This is a genomic window from Enterococcus villorum (genome assembly GCF_007990225.1).
GTDB lineage: Bacteria > Bacillota > Bacilli > Lactobacillales > Enterococcaceae > Enterococcus_B > Enterococcus_B villorum.
In genome coordinates, this window is the sequence record NZ_BJWF01000003.1 from 1 (window position 1) to 18,342 (window position 18,342).

An 18,342-nucleotide genomic window follows, 5' to 3' on the forward strand; every position below is an offset into this window, starting at 1 on the left:
CAGCGTCGGCATCAGCGTCGGCATCAGCATCAGCATCGGCGTCAGCTTCATCATCATCTGGTATGATAGCAGTTGTTGGCAAACTTGGATTATTATTTTCATCGTAAGCAATCAATTGAATCTCATCCAGTGGTGCCACATCGTCAGAAGAAACTGGAATAGTGAAATTTCCATTTTCATCAGCTTGACCTTGTCCAATGATATTTCCATCTTGATCTCGAATAATAACTGTTGCATTTGGATCTGCCATACCAGTTACTTCATAACCATCTGTTGAACTACCAGTTACTGCCACATTATAAGGTGCTGTGACTTCTTCTCCTTCATAAAAAACTGGCGTATAGCCATCAGCAGTTGAAGCGATAGCAATCGATAATACATCTGCTTTAACAATATTTGCAACAAATCCAGCTTCATACGGCGCACTCATATCTACCCCAGCAGCAACCAAATCACTATAATTCGGGTCCTGGATTAATGTAGGGATAGTAACCGTTGTTGAACCTAAAAGACTAGCATCTGCTAACGTACCAACTAATGGAGCCCCTACATCAACTAAAGCTGTTGCCGTAGCAAAGGTAACATCAAAAGCTGGTTTAATCGTGAGTGATAATGTACCGTTGATTGTAGCAGCCGCCGTAGTTCCCAACAGTCCGCTACCATCATTAGGAGTTGCTTCGAGAGCTTGCACCGCATCATTGATTCCTGTTAAAATTTCAGTTAAACCTTCACGAATAACGGTTTCTAAAGAGCCATCTAACTCACCATAAATATATTCGTCACCTTGCATTTGAAGTTCAAGAGGCACTTCTGCTGAAGTCAATGTACTTAAATTTTCCAACAAAGCAAGTTGTGCATACACTTCATCTAAGTTAACAGAAGCCAATGGGTTAAGGTTTACAATATCCTCTACAGCAGACACTAAAGTCGTAACTGCCCCATCAACGATAGTTAATAAAGGCTGTAGTTCGTCTGTAGGTAATAAAATATCTGTTTGGAAAGTACCACTACCATTTGGATTAACTAAGCCTTGCATCTCTTCTGGAATGGCTAAAACGGCATATCTTGAACCATTTATTACACTTAAATCAATACCACTATCAGCATTAATGGTGAAATCAACATTACGTGTCGCTCCTTCTAAAGGATAAGGAGCTGCAGCCGTTGTTCCACTAGTATTAGATGCACTTAAGGTGTCAAAAAGTTGTCCACTAATCAAGTCAGCATAAACTTGTTGTGAGCCTACAGTAAACAAAGGAGTGGCAATAGAAATAGGTGCTGTCCCCAGCAGCATGCCTGCAGCAATCGATGTTCCAACGAATAAGTATTTTTTGGATCGGCGTTTTGCTCTTGCCTTTTGATCCATACTTTTTTTATAGTCCTTTTTCATTTTTTTCCCCCTTAGGTCTTAGATGCTTACTCTTTATTTAATTTATTTCCATCCCCGTCAAGCCAACCACTGTTCCCAATTCATTCCTACTAGCAACACCCCTCTACTATTTAAAAAAAGATATCTTTTTTGTTTCTTCAGTTAACTTAAGTTACTGTGATTTTAGCAAGAGCAAAATTAAAAATCTATTATTAAGTTCTAATGTTTTTTAAATAACCTTTGTATTCTGAATTTACTAGAAAAAAATTGTTAGAATATAGCATAATATTTCGCTTTTAAAACCGAATAAACTATAATTAAGTACATAAAATAAACCTATTCACCTTTTTCTAAAAACGAAATATTAAAATAACGCAAATATAAATATATTTTTTTATTAAATTTCTAAAGTCAATGATTATAACAAATTTTTTTCTCATTTTTTGCAAAAAAAAAGAGCAAACCTTAATAATTTATTTTAGGGAAGAATTATTGTTCATTCGTAGGAAGAGGAAAAAAATATGAATTACTATAGTGTACTAGAGAAGAATATTCAAGTTCAACTAATGATCTTAGAAAATTTGTATGCACAAACCTGTTGTACGTTGGAAGAACTTTCTCAATCAACGAATAGTGATAAACGTTCTATTTTAAATTATTGTGAATACATCAAAGAATTATCTAAACATAAGGTAAAAAAAGAAGACAAAGGTTATGTCTTTACAGGAACGGTCGTTGATTATCAACTTTTACTATTAAAAATTTTAGAGTGCTCTGCTATTTTCCAATTAATAAAAAAAGTATGTTTCCAACCTAAAGTTGATTTACATGAATTTTCATATGAAAACAACGTAAGTGTCCCCTCATTAAGAAGACATATTACTCGAGTCAATCAACTACTTGAAAAGTATCACCTACAACTAAAAACCTCAAAAGGTGCCGTTTATATCAAAGGCAATGAATTGCACGTACGCTATCTTATTTATTTAATTTTATGGCAAAGTTATCAAGGCGTTATCTGGCCTTTTTCTACGATTGATTTTCAAGAGCTATTTTCAGGAATTGAGTATGCATTTCAGCTTACTAGACAAAAGCCAAACAAAATAAAAATGATTGAGTGGTGTTACATTATCGCCATTACCTTATTGCGATCAGAACAAGATAACTCGATTAACAAAACGGATTTACCAGAATTTACAGAGGATTTGTGGGAAAATTTTGGGGATATTACTAAGAAATTACAGAGAATGAGCGAAAAAGCTGAAATAAACCTAGAGGAAATGAAATTTTTATTTCTTTGGTTGCAAACACGTTCAGCATTTTATCTAAAAGAAAATCATTTAGATAAAGCGATAAAAATCCATTTACATCATGGAACTCCTATCAAACAATTTCAAAATAGTTTCTATACCTATATTTATTCTATCGGATTTAAATCTTCACAAATCAACTTAAAGAAAAGATTGTTGAACAGTACAATCTTAGCCAATGGGATGAGTGGTATTTTATTCCCACAATTTTCTACAATCAAGCAAGATTTTACCTCGATTGTAGAAATACGTTATCCAACTTTTAATCGAGAGATCACCAAATTGACTGAACAGATCAAAAATCAATATCAAAATTTGGATTGGGTCAGTCCATGGCATTTAATCGAAGCTTTTATGATTGTTAGTTCTCCTACCTATTTTGACAAAGAAATAAAAATAAAATTTGAAAGTGACTTACCTTTGAGTATTGAGCTAAACTATATGAGTAGTTTACAAGAGCAGTTACGTATGTATATCAATGTACTTTTCACGAATGATCTTTTATTTGAACCAGATTTGATCATTCGAACGACAGATATGCCGTTCAAGGTTGTGACTTATGAAGAGACCATTCCATGTTTAATTGTACCAACAGAAATGTCTAGTGAGAAAATTTATGCGTTGAGTCAACAGATCAAAAAACTAATTATTCCATCAGATGAGAAGTGAAAAAGATAAAAGCTAGAAAAAAATTTTGGTAGTTAAACGTAAAGAAATGAACGTAGTTTTTGTTTTTTTTAAATCGGTTTGTAAAAAATTATTTTTCTAGTTTTATAAATAAAAAAGACCGTCTAAGCGGTCTTTTTTCTTCAACAAATTATTATAATTTAGTCACTTCAGCAGCTTGAGGACCACGTGCGCCTTCAACAATTGTAAATTCAACTTCTTGACCTTCTTCTAAGCTCTTGAAGCCATCTCCTTGAATTGCTGAAAAATGTACAAAAACATCGTCTCCACCGTCTACTGTAATAAATCCAAATCCTTTTTCATTGTTGAACCATTTTACTGTTCCATGTTCCATAAATGTATAGCCTCCAAAAAAGTTCTTGCAAGAATCCTTGCATAGATATTATACCGAATTTAGAAAACGCTCGCAAGCTTTGCTAGATTTATTTTTTTATCTTTTTTGGAGGATTTGAAACACTTATTTTGCAGCAGTAAATACTTTATTTACTTCATCCCAATTGACTACATTCCAAAATGCTTCAATGTATTCAGGACGTACATTTTTATATTTTAAGTAATAAGCATGTTCCCAAACATCTAATCCCAAAATTGGTGTCTTGCCTTCCATTAATGGAGAGTCTTGATTAGCTGTGGAAGTAATCGCTAATTTCTCTCCATCAAGGACTAACCAAGCCCAACCTGATCCAAAGCGACCAGCAGCGGCCTTTTTAAACTCTTCTTTGAATGTGGCAAAATCACCAAAAACTTCGTCAATCGCTTCTTTAATTTCACCAGTTGGCTCTCCACCTGCGTTTGGTGCCATAATTTTCCAAAAGAAAGAATGGTTCGCATGTCCTCCACCATTATTACGAACAGCTGTTTTGATATCTGTAGGAATCGCATCCATATCAGAAACCAAATCCTCTACTGTTTTTTCTCCTAGCTCTGGATATTTTTCAATCGCTGCATTTAAATTTGTGACATAAGTATTATGGTGCTTATCATGATGCAAATGCATCGTTTCTTCATCAATATAAGGTTCTAACGCATCAAATGCATAAGGTAAATCTGGTAATGTGTAAGTCATAAAAAAATTCCTCCTCAATGTGTTTGTTCATAGTCTTTACACTACAAAGAGTAACAAAGAGAAAGGAATTCTTCAAAAGTTATGCCTACTATTTATTTTTATTTTTGTTCTTCAGAAAAGTCTTCTTCAATAACTTCTGTTTCCTTAAATACAAATAATTTACTGAAAACATAATTAGCAATCACAACGATGATTTGCGTGATGACTTTGGCCACATAACTATTTATATGCATGACTTTAATCAACAAAAGCATCGATCCCATATCCATCCCATAAGAAAGGAGACGGTAAAATAAAAATGTCAGACATTCAATGATAAAATGCCATATATTGGGTGACTTAGAATGAAATACCCATAGCTTATTTGTTATAAAAGCAAACAAGGCAGAACAAATCCAAGAAATTGTATTTGAAATTGGCATACTTAGTTTAAAATATTGTAAAGCTATAGCATAACTGACAATGTTCACGATTGTTGCCAATCCACCAAAAAAAAGATAAATAAAAATTTCCCAATATCCTTTTTCTTCTAATAAATGTTTAAATCGATAATAAAGACTCATTGTTCATCCTACCTTACTAATCATTCTTATCCATCATACCTTATTTATGTCTAATTTTCATCTATGTCGTTCAGTTTTATTTTTTGTTTATCCAATTGAGCAAAGTATATTCCTTTCATAGAATAAAATTTTTTCTCCATTCATTTTTAGAAAACGATTTGACTGGTCTATTTATCCTTGTATTTCTCTTAATACTTCGCTAGAATTGCTAATGATGACTGTATATGTAAGAGGAGGAACTATGACAACAAAACAATTAATTATCAGCTCATTCACGCAATTTAAAGAGCTCAAAAATGCAAAAAATACGCCATTCGCTAAATCAATCCTTTATCTTTTAGTGCTTAGTATCATTATGGCTTTGCCTATATCCTATCAAGTTTTTCAAATTTTAGAAAATATAAGGCACGATGGACAACAAATTGCTCAAAAAATCCCAGATTTTTCTATTGAAAATGGGAGAATTCAAACAAAGGAGCATGAGGGATTCATTTATCAAACGAACTCAATCATTTTCACTTTTGATCCTGAAGGTAAACGTTCAGAAAAAGATATTTCTTCTGATTTGATTGGGAACATTCTTAGTGTGGGTTTACTTAAAAACAAACTTGTTGTTGCCTTTCCTAATACAGGTGGCTCTGCCGGTTTATTAACTCATAGCCCATTTGAATTGGACTATAAAAATGAAGCATTAAAGAATTTAACTGGTAAACAACTACGAAAGACATTAAATGAAACTTCTCTTCCTTTTTGGATCAAAGCAGCAGTTTTCTTGATTTCCATTTATCCTAGTTTTTTGAATTTGATTGTTACGTTACTTTTAGCCAACTTCGCCGCTTATATTTATGCGCGTCTACGTTTAACTAAAGCAACTTTTCTAGATTGCTTGAAGACAATGATCTATGCTATTTCATTGCCAACAGTCTTAGCGACAATCTTATTAATTTTTCTACCAAGCTTTGATACAAGTGCGTTTATTGCCATTGCTGGGCTCTTTATTTTTGGACAAGCCATAAAGGGTTGGCCAAAAATAAAGTTGCGCTAACCATTGGAATAACAAATAATGAAAACGACTTTTTGGTATTCGAAAAATGAATACCAAAAAGTCGTTTTATTGATCATATCTATAACTAACGATATTTATTAATACCCTTTTGTTAACCCAACTTTATTGATGGTAATCTCTTGATTTTCAATATAGCTTTTTAAATTTTTAAAAAAATAGCCATCAACTTATTTTGAAAATCTGGGGTTAATCCAGCAATATGAGAAGTCAATAATACATTATCCATTTCCCACAAAGGACTTTCTTTTGGCAAGGGTTCTTCTTCAAATACATCTAATGCAGCAAACGCTAATTTTCCTTCATCTAACGCTTGAATTAAATCTATGGTTTTTACAGAGTCTCCACGACCGACATTTATAAATAGAGTATGCGTTGCAAAATGTTCAAATAAACGTTCATTGTAAAGACCTTTTGTCTGTTCAGTCAGTGGTAAGATATTTACAACAATGTCCATTTGGGATATAATTTGCTTCAATTCTTTTAATGGATAGGTTTGAATAAATCCATCTACTGGATGACCTGTAGTATTGATTCCGTAACAAGAAATCCCAAAATTATCCGCCTTTTGTGCAACCAGTTTACCAATTTTTCCTGTACCAACAATCAAAAGTTTTTGTTTTTCTAGCGCTTGATAGTGAACAGCGGTACCTAGCCACTTTTTATTTAATTGAGCTTTTTGGGCTTGAAACAACCCACGAGAATAGCCTAAAATCACACCCATAATATGTTCGGCTATTGATTGACTATGAATACCACTACCATTTGAAAGTAAGATTCCTTTTTCAGAAAAAGTGGTTAAAGGCAAAGCATCAACACCTGCGGAAATCGAATGAACCCATTTTAAATGGTCTGAGGCTAATAAATCCTTTTCGTATTTCCGATTCCAACCTAAACTAATTTCTACATGAGGTATATCAGCTGATTCAAGTTCAGTTTTTACAGTATAATCAGGAGCCAATTGGTTCATCTCATCAATAAATTCCGGTCTAAACTCTCGATCTAGATAAATAATTTTTTCTGCCATTCTTATTTCCACCTTTCTTAGCCTACTACTGTCAAGTGTTCTTTTTTGTACATCATCTAAAAAAGGAGTTTTCCAAGCTATTATTAGCTAAAGAAACGCTCCTCTTTTTTATTGTTCTTTGAAATGATAAGTAGGTTCATTTAACGATGCATCATAATCAACAACAAGATCATAGTCCTTGAAAAACCAATCATCGGCTTCTTCTATAAAAAATAGTTTATTATTTAAGACTACTTGTTTCATCGGATGTTCTGGTTGCTCCACGGACATCCCGATAGAAAAACCATCGTGTACTTCTGTTTTTCCATATACTTTTCCAAAAAAGCGAATACCATAATGCTCAGGTGTTTCTACTTCTTCTTCGAACCATTTTTGTGCATTTTCTGTTATTGATAATTCCATTCCAGCATCTCCTTATTGATTCATTTTGTCATCTAAAATATCGACATCTTCTGTTTCACCAATCACTAATAAATTATCATTTTCCCGAACGTATTCATCGGCAGCAGGCGAAACGATGACTTTCTGGTCAAATCGGCGAATGGCTACAACCGTTAAATCATATTTTTGTCTAAAATTCAACTGTGCTAATGTTTTATTGAAGAATTTTGGGTTGGAAACTCGGATTTCAGCAAGAGAAAACTGATCGGATAGTTCTAAGTAATCTAATATATTTTTCGATACTAAATTATGAGCGATCCGAATACCCATGTCTCGCTCTGGGTGAACAACTCGATCTGCGCCGATTTTCTCTAATACTCGAGCATGGTATTCATTTTGTGCTTTTGCCAAAATATTAGGTACACCCATTTCTTTCACCATCAGAGTGACTAGAATACTTGCTTGGATATCTTCACCAATTGCGATGATCACATGATCAAAATTTCTAATTCCCAATGAGCGTAAGGTCATCTCATCTTGCGCATTTGCTACCACAGCATGAGTAGCAATATTCATATATTCATTTACGCGGTCTTCACTACTATCGATCGCTAATACTTCTTGTCCTGATTCAACTAACGTACGACAAATACTGCCACCAAACCTTCCGAGTCCGACAATTGCATAATTTTGTTTCACTTGCTTCCTCCCTTATCTGTTTTATTTAAGTATAGCAAAGGCTTTCTAAAAACGAAAGTAAGCTTTCTTTTTATGTATTGATCAATAGCTCTTAATATAAAAATATTCAATCAAATCAGCTGATGCAATAAGTTGAAAAATGATTTTGCTTTAATTTTTTTATGCAGACATCCGCTTACCAACTAGAGAAAGGATTTGTTCTCTTCTAACTCAATATTTATTTCGTTCACCAGTTAGACAGATATGTCGAATAAAACAAACAAGAAATACTGCTTATTTGTCAGTTGAATAACTAATAGTTATCTTGTCAAAAAGGCATTCACTCCCCATTGATAAAAGATAGGAAATGAATGCCTGAATCAAGTACTGGCTATTATTAATCATCCCAGTTAAGTTGTAGAAATGAAATAGCTTGAAAAAAAATTTACGTTATTTTACTAAGCCATGTTTAAATGCGTAGATTGCCGCTTGTGTACGATCCTCTACTTCTAATTTTGCCAATATATTAGAAACATGAGTTTTAACAGTTTTAAGTGTGATAAATAATTCATCCGCAATTTCTTGATTGCTTTTTCCTTCAGAGATTAGCATCAAAATTTCATTTTCTCGTTTCGTTAATTCTTCATGAAGAATGGGCTCATTACGTCTGCTCATCATTTCCATCATTTTTGTTGTTACTTCTGGTTCTAAAACACGTTCGCCTCTTTGTGTTGCCCTTATGGCATCCGCAATCTCGTGTGCAGTAGAAGTTTTTAACAAGTATCCTGCAGCACCAGCTTCAATTGCTGGATAGACTTTTTCATCATCAATAAAACTAGTCACAATGATAATTTTTGCTTGAGGCCAATCTTTTAAAATCGCTTTGGTTGATTCAATGCCATCCATTTCTTCCATGACTAGATCCATCAAAATGACATCTGGGCGTAATTCCATTGCTTTTTTGTACCCTTCACGCCCGTTTTCTGCTTCACCTATGACTTCAATGTCTTCTTGGATAGACAAATAAGAAGATACGCCTAATCGAACCATTTCATGGTCATCTACAAGTAGAACTTTTATCATTTTTTATGCCTCCTTGATTAAAGGAACTTTAATTTCAATACTTGTACCTTGTCCTTTAAAACTAATAATTTTAACGGTTCCACCAATTCCTGATACTCGTTCTTTGATATTATTCAATCCATAACTACCTGTTTTGTTTTCATTCATATTAAATCCAGTTCCATCATCAATCACACGTAATAATAAATTATTATTGATTTTGTGTAAATAGACTTCTAATTCATTTGCTTTTGCATGTCTTAATGTATTCGATAATAGTTCTTGCACAATACGAAAGAGATGATCTTCTATAGAATTTGACAATTTTACGTCCTCAATCTCCCATTTCAAAGAGATTTGGATTTTATTTTGTAATTCTTTTAATAATTGCTCAATTCCTTGTTTTAACCTTTTACCTTCTAAATTGACAGGGCGAAGATGTAACAAGAGCGCACGCATTTCGGATTGAGAAGCATTGATAATATCCGTAACCATACGTAGTTGTTTTCGAAACATTTCTGAACTATCTGTTTTTTCAGCTTGCTCGGTTAAAGCTGACATCATCATCATAGCCGCAAACAATTGTTGAGAAACAGAGTCATGGAGTTCACGAGCTAAGCGATGCCTCTCTAATTCTAAAATCTCTTCTTTTGTTTGTCCATTGACGTATTGTGGCCTACTAGTGACTATTTGTAATTCACTAGAGACTTCAACCATTTTTTCTTTGATCTTGGTGATCTCTTGATCAATATCTTGGACATAAATATCATCAACAGCTCTTGGAATAGGCTCACTTAAACGATTTGATTCATAATTTCCAGCTGATAAGGCTCTTAGTTTTTCTTCAATTTTTCCATATTTCGCTTTTTGAATAATCGATATAACAAAAAAAACCATCAGACCGACTCCCAGTGCAATAGCAAATAAATGAAAAATAAGTGGAACGTACAACAATCGAGCACTTAAAAGCGCTCGCCACCAATGTCTCTGGTTATTTGCGTAAAAATAGGTGAATAGTGAAAACAAGATGATTAGAAAAGAGGCTGCTGAGGCATAAACAGCCATCATTGCTTTGGATAATTTGCTGATCATACACGAATCACCTCAACATCTCCAAGAAGAGTATTCGTAATAATTTTTAAACGTCTTGGATTTTCGTCATAATCGTTACTATAAATCTTGATCGATTCATTTTTTAAAGAAAATTGTTCCTCTTCAAATAAAACATTCCCAACTAAAGTCGCATGCTCTAAACTTATTGCAATCCCTAAAGGCACTAAAATTCTTGTTCGACCAATTCCTTTACGCACAATCACAATGTTGTCATCTTTAGGTAAAAGTGTATTGCCTAAATCAATGATCGTATCTCCTGAAATAAGCGTGATGTTTATGTCGTCCCACTCATAGATATCATTTCCAATACGCTGATTACCAAATAATTGCTGTTTTTTTCGTTCGTTATTATGTGTCTTCAATTGATCCGTCTTTACCATGATCATCTGTTTCTTTCGCCAAAAAGTATTTTTAGTTAAATCAATCCCCGAAATTTCGACTCCTTTAAGTCCAACAAACAAAATAGCAAATACTGCCATCAACCATAAAGCTGGGCTGTTAACTAAACTAAAGAAAACAATCAAACTTCCGATCATCAATTGAAAATTTTTAAAACCTGATCGTGTTTTTTTTCTTAAAGCAAAATATATATTAATGATACCAAACAAGACCAAAAGAAGTAATTCCACATTGTTCACAATTTGCCAAATTGCAAATAGTAACAATAAAGCTTCGACAACAATAAAAAAACGCCAAGAACTATTCATTTTTTTCTCCTTCCATAAACATTCTCATTCCATCATACCTATTTTTTCGAAAAGATACTATAGGACTTGAGATGTAAAAGCAGAAAATATGAAAATGGACTATGACAAAAGTCACAGCCCATTTCTGCGCCAAGCAAACTTCATTTATGCTTGTTCTACTTTAACGATTTTCACTAACATATCGCCACCTGGTGTCGCAATTGTTACCTCATCGTTCACAAGCTTTCCGATCAAAGCTTGTGCAATTGGAGAATCATTTGAAATTTTACCAGAAAATGGATCTGCTTCTGCACTTCCTACGATGGTATATTCTTCTTCTTCGCCATCTGGTAATTCAATGAAAGTAACTGTTTTACCAATAGATACTTCATCTGAATCTACACCATCATTGTCAATGATTTGTGCAAAACGAATCATGTTTTCGATCGTTGTGATACGTCCTTCAACAAATGCTTGTTCATCTTTAGCAGATTCATATTCTGAGTTTTCAGATAGATCCCCAAATCCACGAGCAATTTTGATACGTTCAATAATTTCTCCACGTTTAACTGTTTTTAATTGTTCCAATTCTTCTTCTAATTTGGCTTTTCCTTCTAAAGTCATAGGGTAAACTTTCTCAACCATGTATAACGTCTCCTTCTTAATCTATGGAATACCGCAAAAGGTAATCTTTTGAGGAATATAATCCCAAAAAGATTACCACGCTTTTCCTAAAATGTAAATGTTTTTCTATTAATATAAATAGTTAATGATACAAATACTATTCTACGAATTATTTACATATTTATCAACTAATTCTAAATGCTCTTCGTAAGTTTTTGCAAAATAAACATCTCCATGTTTCATGTCTGCTACGAAATAATAATAATCATTTTTAGTTGGTTCTAATACAGCTTGAATCGATGCTTCACTAGGATTATCAAATGGCCCTGGTCCAAACCCGGTATTAATATATAAATTATATGGAGAATCAACAGCAGTATCTTGATACGTAACCATCTCTTTGTGTTCTCCTAATGCATACAACACGGAAATATCAGACTGTAAAGGCATATTTGCTTCAATTCGGTTGAAAAATACTTGAGCAATATTTTTACGATCGTTCTCTTTTACCCCTTCTTTTTCAACTAAAGAGGCCAATGTTAACACTTCTTGTACCGTAAGATTTTGTTGTTTGATCGTTGAAAAATAAGGTTGTAAAACCGTATTTGTTTTATTGACCATTTGAATGACTAAGTCTTTTAGTGACATTTGTTTATAGTAATCATAAGTAGCTGGGAATAGATAACCTTCTAATGGATATTTTACATTTTCAGCTTGACTCGCACTATCTAATAGCTCAGGGAATTTTTTATGGAGTTCGTTAAAGAAGGACTCATCTTTCATTAAATCCAAAAACTCCTGTTTTTCTTTCCCTGTAACTTTTGCTACCCTAGAAGCAATTTGTTCAATATCATACCCCTCAGGAATCACAATTTTTCCATCCGCCACTTTGGTTGGCTCTGAAGTACCGCCTTCTTGGAGTTGTTTTCCAATCTCATCCAAAGTCATATTTGGCGACATTTGATAATACCCCGCTTGAAAGCCAGTCATATTTTTAAATTTAGTGTAGTAATTAAACACTATCCCGCTTTTTATTACTTGATCTTTTTCCAAGATTTCACCAATCTGCTTATTCGATGAACCACTTGGTATTTCAATTTGAACAAGCTGTTTATCCTTTGGGTTTAATGGTTTCAGACCGCTATCCACATAGCGATAAACTGTAAACCCTAAAATTCCTCCTACAATCAGCAAAGTAAGAGCAATCACTAATATGATCTTTCCAACAATTTTTTCTTCTTTTTTACGTAAATTTTTTCTCTGAGTAATCACTTCATCCTTTTCAGAAGAATGATTCTGCTTGATTTTTTTCTCCCCTGGACGTTGTTTGTTTTCTGACAAAACAACTCCTCCTTACTATCAACTTCGTAACTCCATTTATTATACATGATAAATTGATTGACGTGAATTAATTTATCAAATATTCTATCAAAATTGTAAGTGGTAATCTCCATTTCAACAGATTAAAATAAATATTAAGAAAGAATGTAATGTTTATCTTTACATAAATATTACACAAAAGAAAGGAACGCTTGAAACATGATAAAAAATGGGAAACACGCAAAAAAAAGAAGCCGTTCTTTTTATACTATCCTCTTGTTGTTGCTTAGTCTCAGTATTTTTTCAACGACTATTATTTTAGGTTGGCATTCTTTTAATAAAGTGCAAGATGACCCTACTACAAATCGAATTACTTTAAAAAAACAAGTGAATCTTTCCCCAAACGAACAGCAACTAGCAAGCCAAATCAATCAACTGTTAAAAAAAAATGATTATATTGGTTCCATTTATGTAAAAAAAAATAATCACATTATTTTTAAACGTGGTTATGGTTATGCAAATAAAAAAACGGACCAACCAAATGGACCTTCTCTCTATTATCAAATCGGTTCCATTCAAAAAGCAATGACTGCCCTTTTGATTCTAAAAGAAGTGGAGTTGGGTCACCTCTCTTTAAAAACTAAACTAGCTAATTTTTATCCTCAAATACCTGGTAGTCAAATCATTTCGATCGAGGATTTGCTTTATATGAAATCTGGATTAAAGCGTACCGCTACACCTCGTGTGCCATTGTCAGATGAAAAAGTCGTTCAATTTGCTGTTCAACATCTAAAATTAGTGGACTATCCTAATTACCGTTATGAACCACTAAACTTTACTCTATTAGCTGGAATTTTGATACAATTAACACATCAATCGTATGAAACATTATTAAAGAATGAAATTATTGTGCCACTTGGCTTAAAACATACAGCTTTTTATGATCAAGTCAAGCATTCATCTAGTCATGCTGTTTCCTATCAAATGTCACCTACTGACAATTATTGGAAACCATTGACTGAAACACAATCAGCCATTCGAAATGAATTAGGAACAGGCAATATTAGTATGTCGGTGTATGACTTAAACACCTTCTTTACAAAAGTTTTATCTGGGAAACTTATTCCTAAACAGCTACTCTTCTCACTCTGGAAAGCAAGTACAAAAGGGCATCCTTACCGTGGTGGGGTTTATTGTGGAAATGACTACGTTTTAGCACAAGGAAACATCAATCGTTTCCACTCTGTGGCTGTTTTCAAGAAAAATTTAAAAGATGCAATTGTTATGGAAAGTAATGTCCAAGCAGATAAAAAAGTCAAAATTCCTGCTACTGATCTAAGAAATCAAATTTATGATTTAATTGAAGGAAACCATCAACTCGCTCATGGATAACAAAAAAGGTTGTGACAGAAGCAGTTAGCTCCGAACAAATACACCCTGATTTTCTAAAGTAATTCTCTATATTTGGGAAAATCAGGATTTATTGTTGAAAGGTTGTTTCCCAAAAAGTTGTACTTGTACAAAGTGAGTTTATCACTTTGTTTTTTGTGGTCAATGTTTCCTATTTTGTTGGAGCTAAATTTGATATTAAACTTGGCTTAATCAGTTTAACGTTTGTTTGATTTATGATGGTTAGCAGGGGCTCGCTTGGTCCACAGAGACCAGTTTTATAAGTTTTGTTCGATATTTCTTTCACTATTCATTCTAATCTAAAAAGAAAATAGAGGGTCATTTCATCCATTGGTGAAATTGCCCTCTAATCTTAGTATAATTTAGTTGATTTCTGTTTTCAGATAACTAGTCATTCCGCTTAATATATCGTACCGAGGTTGAAACCCAATTGTCTGAATTTTATTAATATCTGCTAAAGAGTCATGAATATCTCCTGAACGTTCTTCTTTATATTCAAGAATCAATTCTGTCTCTAAAATCTGATCAATCGTGTGGATTAATTCTAGCAATGTTGTTGCTTTTCCCGTGCCAACATTAAATTGTTGTCCTAATGAAGCTTTTTCTTTAGCTACTAAAAGTAAGGCTTGTATCACATCTTCTACATAAACAAAATCTCTTGACTGACTTCCATCGCCAAACAATGTAAAGGAAGAAGCTTCTCCAGCTAATTGTTTCTTATAGCGGTCAACTAAGATAGAAATCACTCCACTGTATGGTGAATTTGGATTTTGATTTGGTCCATATACATTAAAAAATCGCACAGCACTTCCAGGAACACCATAAAGATGGCAATAATCCAAAACATATTGTTCTGCTGCAAATTTATCAATGGCATATGGTGTTAATGGACGGATCACTGATTCTTCTTTTTTCGGTAAAGTAGGTTCATCGCCATAAACAGCCGCTGAAGAACTGAAAACGATACGTTTTAAGTCAGGTTGATATTTGCGGATCAGTTCTAAAAGTAATAACACACTTTCAAAATTTACGCGATGTGTTTCTACAGGTCTAGCAACTGAATCAGCGACACTGGCCACTGCCGCTAAATGGAAGATATAGTCAAACTGATTGGCACGCATGACTTCTTCCATTAATACTGAATCTGCCACATCTCCTTCAATAAAAGTAATATTTTTATCCATATCAAGGTTTTCTACTTTTCCCATTGATAAATCATCAACAGCAATCACCACATTTTCTTTTCCTAGATGATTGGCTAAGGTAGAACCAATGAAGCCGGCTCCGCCAGTAATTAATATTTTCTCCACGCTTTTCACTCCAATTTACTAATTACATATACATAAATGATAAGTTTAGTGTAACATGTTTATTCTTAGAAGACTATCTTATTTAATAAGGCAAACTTTATTCAGGTTTGTCATAAATTTAGCCATGCATAAAAAAGAAATAAGAAAGTAATTAAGAAAAAGAACACAATGAATCCTCCAGATTCTAGTGTGTCCTCACTCTTTTGTTGCAATTAATGATCTTTTACTAAGTGTTTTAAATCTTTAAAATCACTTAAAAATCCTTTATGGATAAGCACCATATAGATCACATATACCACGATATAAGCACCCATACTTATAAAAGTTCCACCGAACCAAATATTACTAAAAATAAACAATAAAGTAATACATGTTTCTAAAAAGATTTTCGCACCAATTTTGATCTTCATATCTCTACATAAGAAAAACTCAGCTAAATTACATCGGAAAGCTAAGCTAGCAAGTATGAGACCTACAGTTAAATTTAAATTGCCAACAATGAAAATGACAAACAAAGAAAGAAGCAAAGACAAGCTTAAAGTCAAAACGTTCACCATAAGAATCGTTTTTTCTTTGCGTAATGTTTTTAAATACGTATTTATCAATAAAGACATTCTTCCTTCGTAAATAACAATTGGGAATAAAATCCCCATAAATTTTAGACTAACAGCATATTCAGGTAACCACATTCCCAAAACAATTTTTGCAGGAATATAAAAAATCAAAATGGCATACGTCAAAGGAACAAAAACGCCCCTTAATGTTTGAAACAAAGAAGAAAGTCGTTCTTTATTTGTTCTTCTTAAAAGTGGAAACATAACAATCCCAACAGCATTGATAAATGTTAAAAACATATTTGAAATACTTAAAGTAAAAGAAAGTTTCCCAAAAGTTTCGATCGACCACTGTTGCTGAACAAAGAAACGGATCGTTCCCATAATCAACATACTTGCAATACTACTTAACATCAGTTTGCTACCAATATTGATATTATCTAAGATTTCAGGAACCAATTCTTTCAAGCCAATCATATTGACTCGAAGCATATCTTTGATTCGTGTCATCCCCCAAATAGTAATCACTAATTTTGAGATAATATCCATGATAATCAACCAATAAAATTCACGTCCGCCCATCGCAAAGTAAATGCCAATCAATACAACATAAAGATAGCGATCATTTCTCGATAATTGCGCATATTCTTTAATTCTGTTCGTTGATTGAAAAATATAAAGGATAAATGTCTTCACGATAGTTATAACAGATACCACAGCTGTTAACATTAAAATCAATGCTTGGTATTCTCTTGGCATAAAGAAATATGCCCACAAGATAACTAAAGTTGAAACAAAAAATTCAAAGATTGCTAAATACCAAAACTGTGATCCTAAAGAACGCTTATCAATGTCTCGGTATTCTTCTCCGCCGATTTTTAAATAAATTCCATCGATCCACCCAAAGTGTAAAAAACCGACATAAGATGAATAAAACACATAAAGTTGCCAGTAACTATATTCTGTGACCCCTAATAATTTTGGAACAAATAAGTTTAAAAGAACGGAAATACCTAATGTAGCGAAGTTAGCAGCTACAGTATAATAAAGATTTTTTGCGACAGCTTTTGCTTTGTGATTCATTCTGATATCCCTCACTTTCTTGCCTTATGCTTAATAAGATGATAGATATCAGTGCCGAAATAAAATTTACGCTGGTAATGAAAAAAAGAGGAAACAACAGCAGATAGTCGCTCTTTTTCTAATATCGCAACACGCATTTCTAATTCATCGATTAATGTTTGAAGCAATTTTTGTTTTTTATCATAATCCTTCATCTCAGTAAAATTAGATAAGTAATTATTCGCTGCATGTACTCTTTGCAATCTTCTGCGCAATGTATTTAATCTTTTATAATACTGAGTCTCTTTATTTGATTGATCAATTTCTTTTTTAAATGAACTTTGACCATGTTTGCGCCACTCGATTAAAGGTTTTCTTATTAAGTACAATCCATTACTTAAAACTGCACTTCCCCACATGGACATGTCATGGACAGGATTTTCCATTCGCGAAGCATATAAATTCACATTTGTAATAAAATCTTTTCGAACAGCGTAAACACACCCAGGGCGTCTTAGAAATAAATTATTTTCATTAAAAATAACTCTTTCTTCTGGTCTATGATCAATCGTTTCTGTATCAATGCGTTTTAATTCCTCAGCTAATCCTCCAGGCTCAACCAATTCTTGGTAATCAGAGGCTAAAACTTGTACTTTATTATTCGTAAAAATGTTACTCATTTCTTTAATTTTTGTTTCATGCCAAATATCATCTTGGTCACAAGTAAAAATGATTTCATTTTTTGCTAAATTTAATAGGGTAAAAAAGTTTTCTCGCCAACCCACGTTTTCTTTGTTGATTATTAGATGCCAGTTTGATTGTAACTGATTCTCTTCAATAAATTTTTTGATAATAGCCACTGTATTATCAGTAGAACAATCATCTTTTATTAAGACCTCGTCAATTTTTTGCGTTTGGTTTTTCAAAGAATTTAACTGCTCTATTATATTTTTTTCGCCGTTATATGTAGCCATTACCACAGTTGTTTGTAGTTGCTCATACATGATATCCACTCTTTCTGATCAAATATAATGATAAACCTATTTTTATATGATTT

The 18,342-nt window shown here is 33.1% G+C and carries 17 protein-coding genes and 1 pseudogene; 3 read left to right on the forward strand and 15 right to left on the reverse strand.

Translation table 11 applies throughout. From position 1 onward, the window contains the following. Positions 1–1,390, reverse strand: a 1,390-nt coding sequence (locus tag EVI01_RS02070) for an adhesive domain-containing protein (protein WP_261766386.1), incomplete at its 3' end; no start/stop codon positions are given. A gap of 500 nt (positions 1,391–1,890) precedes the next feature. Between EVI01_RS02070 and EVI01_RS02075 the strand changes: the two genes are divergently transcribed. After that, a complete protein-coding gene (locus EVI01_RS02075; RefSeq protein WP_010751412.1) occupies positions 1,891–3,348 on the forward strand; it encodes an AcpB/EbpR/MafR family transcriptional regulator in 1,458 nt (485 codons plus the stop codon). Positions 3,349–3,499: 151 nt separating this feature from the next. Here the strand turns inward: EVI01_RS02075 and EVI01_RS02080 are convergent, their stop codons facing one another. The 3 genes from EVI01_RS02080 to EVI01_RS02090 form a co-directional block, all read right to left on the reverse strand. Beyond that, entirely contained in the window at positions 3,500–3,700 is a 201-nt protein-coding gene (locus EVI01_RS02080; RefSeq protein WP_002292860.1) for a cold-shock protein, read from the reverse strand. Between the two features lie 123 nt (positions 3,701–3,823). Continuing rightward, positions 3,824–4,432: a superoxide dismutase gene (locus EVI01_RS02085; protein WP_010751413.1), complete on the reverse strand. Its 609-nt coding sequence runs from the start codon at positions 4,430–4,432 to the stop codon at positions 3,824–3,826. 98 nt (positions 4,433–4,530) lie between these two features. Further along, positions 4,531–4,995, reverse strand: a complete 465-nt coding sequence (locus EVI01_RS02090) for a GtrA family protein (protein WP_010751414.1) — start codon at positions 4,993–4,995, stop codon at positions 4,531–4,533. 241 nt (positions 4,996–5,236) lie between these two features. Here EVI01_RS02090 and EVI01_RS02095 point away from each other — a divergent pair, with 241 nt between their 5' ends. Further along, entirely contained in the window at positions 5,237–6,040 is an 804-nt protein-coding gene (locus EVI01_RS02095) for a DUF1189 domain-containing protein (protein WP_010751415.1), read from the forward strand. 98 nt (positions 6,041–6,138) lie between these two features. Here EVI01_RS02095 and EVI01_RS02100 read toward each other — a convergent pair. The 8 genes and pseudogenes from EVI01_RS02100 to mltG all read right to left on the reverse strand — a co-directional run bounded on the left by EVI01_RS02100 (position 6,139) and on the right by mltG (position 12,970). After that, positions 6,139–7,085 (reverse strand): annotated as a pseudogene (locus EVI01_RS02100) (phosphoglycerate dehydrogenase). A gap of 108 nt (positions 7,086–7,193) precedes the next feature. Further along, entirely contained in the window at positions 7,194–7,487 is a 294-nt protein-coding gene (locus EVI01_RS02105) for a HesB/YadR/YfhF family protein (RefSeq protein WP_010751417.1), read from the reverse strand. Positions 7,488–7,499: 12 nt separating this feature from the next. Beyond that, on the reverse strand, positions 7,500–8,165 hold the full coding sequence (locus EVI01_RS02110) for a potassium channel family protein (protein WP_010751418.1): 666 nt from the start codon (positions 8,163–8,165) through the stop codon (positions 7,500–7,502). A gap of 429 nt (positions 8,166–8,594) precedes the next feature. Then, positions 8,595–9,227 carry a response regulator transcription factor gene (locus EVI01_RS02115; protein WP_010751419.1) on the reverse strand — a complete coding sequence of 211 codons (633 nt, stop codon included), beginning with the start codon at positions 9,225–9,227 and terminating at the stop codon, positions 8,595–8,597. Between the two features lie 3 nt (positions 9,228–9,230). Further along, entirely contained in the window at positions 9,231–10,298 is a 1,068-nt protein-coding gene (gene liaS / locus EVI01_RS02120) for a two-component system sensor histidine kinase LiaS (protein WP_010751420.1), read from the reverse strand. Next, positions 10,295–11,026, reverse strand: a complete 732-nt coding sequence (liaF, locus tag EVI01_RS02125) for a cell wall-active antibiotics response protein LiaF (RefSeq protein ID WP_010751421.1) — start codon at positions 11,024–11,026, stop codon at positions 10,295–10,297. The genes liaS and liaF overlap by 4 nt, the downstream gene beginning before the upstream one ends. Positions 11,027–11,170: 144 nt before the next feature. Next, a complete protein-coding gene (gene greA, locus EVI01_RS02130; RefSeq protein ID WP_010751422.1) occupies positions 11,171–11,650 on the reverse strand; it encodes a transcription elongation factor GreA in 480 nt (159 codons plus the stop codon). A 141-nt stretch (positions 11,651–11,791) separates the two neighbouring features. Next, complete coding sequence (mltG, locus tag EVI01_RS02135) at positions 11,792–12,970, reverse strand: endolytic transglycosylase MltG (RefSeq protein ID WP_010751423.1); 1,179 nt, start codon at positions 12,968–12,970, stop codon at positions 11,792–11,794. Positions 12,971–13,171: 201 nt separating this feature from the next. Here mltG and EVI01_RS02140 point away from each other — a divergent pair, with 201 nt between their 5' ends. Next, entirely contained in the window at positions 13,172–14,341 is a 1,170-nt protein-coding gene (locus tag EVI01_RS02140; RefSeq protein ID WP_025480667.1) for a serine hydrolase domain-containing protein, read from the forward strand. Positions 14,342–14,721: 380 nt separating this feature from the next. On the opposite strand, the gene EVI01_RS02145 is transcribed toward EVI01_RS02140, so the two are convergent. The 3 genes from EVI01_RS02145 to EVI01_RS02155 form a co-directional block, all read right to left on the reverse strand. Further along, on the reverse strand, positions 14,722–15,669 hold the full coding sequence (locus tag EVI01_RS02145; protein ID WP_010751425.1) for an NAD-dependent epimerase/dehydratase family protein: 948 nt from the start codon (positions 15,667–15,669) through the stop codon (positions 14,722–14,724). A gap of 212 nt (positions 15,670–15,881) precedes the next feature. Next, a complete protein-coding gene (locus EVI01_RS02150; RefSeq protein ID WP_010751426.1) occupies positions 15,882–17,306 on the reverse strand; it encodes a lipopolysaccharide biosynthesis protein in 1,425 nt (474 codons plus the stop codon). Positions 17,307–17,317: 11 nt separating this feature from the next. Beyond that, positions 17,318–18,289, reverse strand: coding sequence for a glycosyltransferase (locus tag EVI01_RS02155; RefSeq protein WP_010751427.1), 972 nt, complete (start codon positions 18,287–18,289; stop codon positions 17,318–17,320). Positions 18,290–18,342: the final 53 nt, after the last annotated feature.

Excerpts from the sequence above, each read along its gene's own strand:
- EVI01_RS02075 (WP_010751412.1), top strand. The coding sequence starts at position 1,891 with ATGAATTACTATAGTGTACTAGAGAAGAATATTCAAGTTCAACTAATG.
- EVI01_RS02080 (WP_002292860.1), bottom strand. The coding sequence starts at position 3,700 with ATGGAACATGGAACAGTAAAATGGTTCAACAATGAAAAAGGATTTGGA.
- EVI01_RS02085 (WP_010751413.1), bottom strand. The coding sequence starts at position 4,432 with ATGACTTACACATTACCAGATTTACCTTATGCATTTGATGCGTTAGAA.
- EVI01_RS02090 (WP_010751414.1), bottom strand. The coding sequence starts at position 4,995 with ATGAGTCTTTATTATCGATTTAAACATTTATTAGAAGAAAAAGGATAT.
- EVI01_RS02095 (WP_010751415.1), top strand. The coding sequence starts at position 5,237 with ATGACAACAAAACAATTAATTATCAGCTCATTCACGCAATTTAAAGAG.
- EVI01_RS02105 (WP_010751417.1), bottom strand. The coding sequence starts at position 7,487 with ATGGAATTATCAATAACAGAAAATGCACAAAAATGGTTCGAAGAAGAA.
- EVI01_RS02115 (WP_010751419.1), bottom strand. The coding sequence starts at position 9,227 with ATGATAAAAGTTCTACTTGTAGATGACCATGAAATGGTTCGATTAGGC.
- liaS (WP_010751420.1), bottom strand. The coding sequence starts at position 10,298 with ATGATCAGCAAATTATCCAAAGCAATGATGGCTGTTTATGCCTCAGCA.
- liaF (WP_010751421.1), bottom strand. The coding sequence starts at position 11,026 with ATGAATAGTTCTTGGCGTTTTTTTATTGTTGTCGAAGCTTTATTGTTA.
- greA (WP_010751422.1), bottom strand. The coding sequence starts at position 11,650 with ATGGTTGAGAAAGTTTACCCTATGACTTTAGAAGGAAAAGCCAAATTA.
- EVI01_RS02150 (WP_010751426.1), bottom strand. The coding sequence starts at position 17,306 with ATGAATCACAAAGCAAAAGCTGTCGCAAAAAATCTTTATTATACTGTA.
- EVI01_RS02155 (WP_010751427.1), bottom strand. The coding sequence starts at position 18,289 with ATGTATGAGCAACTACAAACAACTGTGGTAATGGCTACATATAACGGC.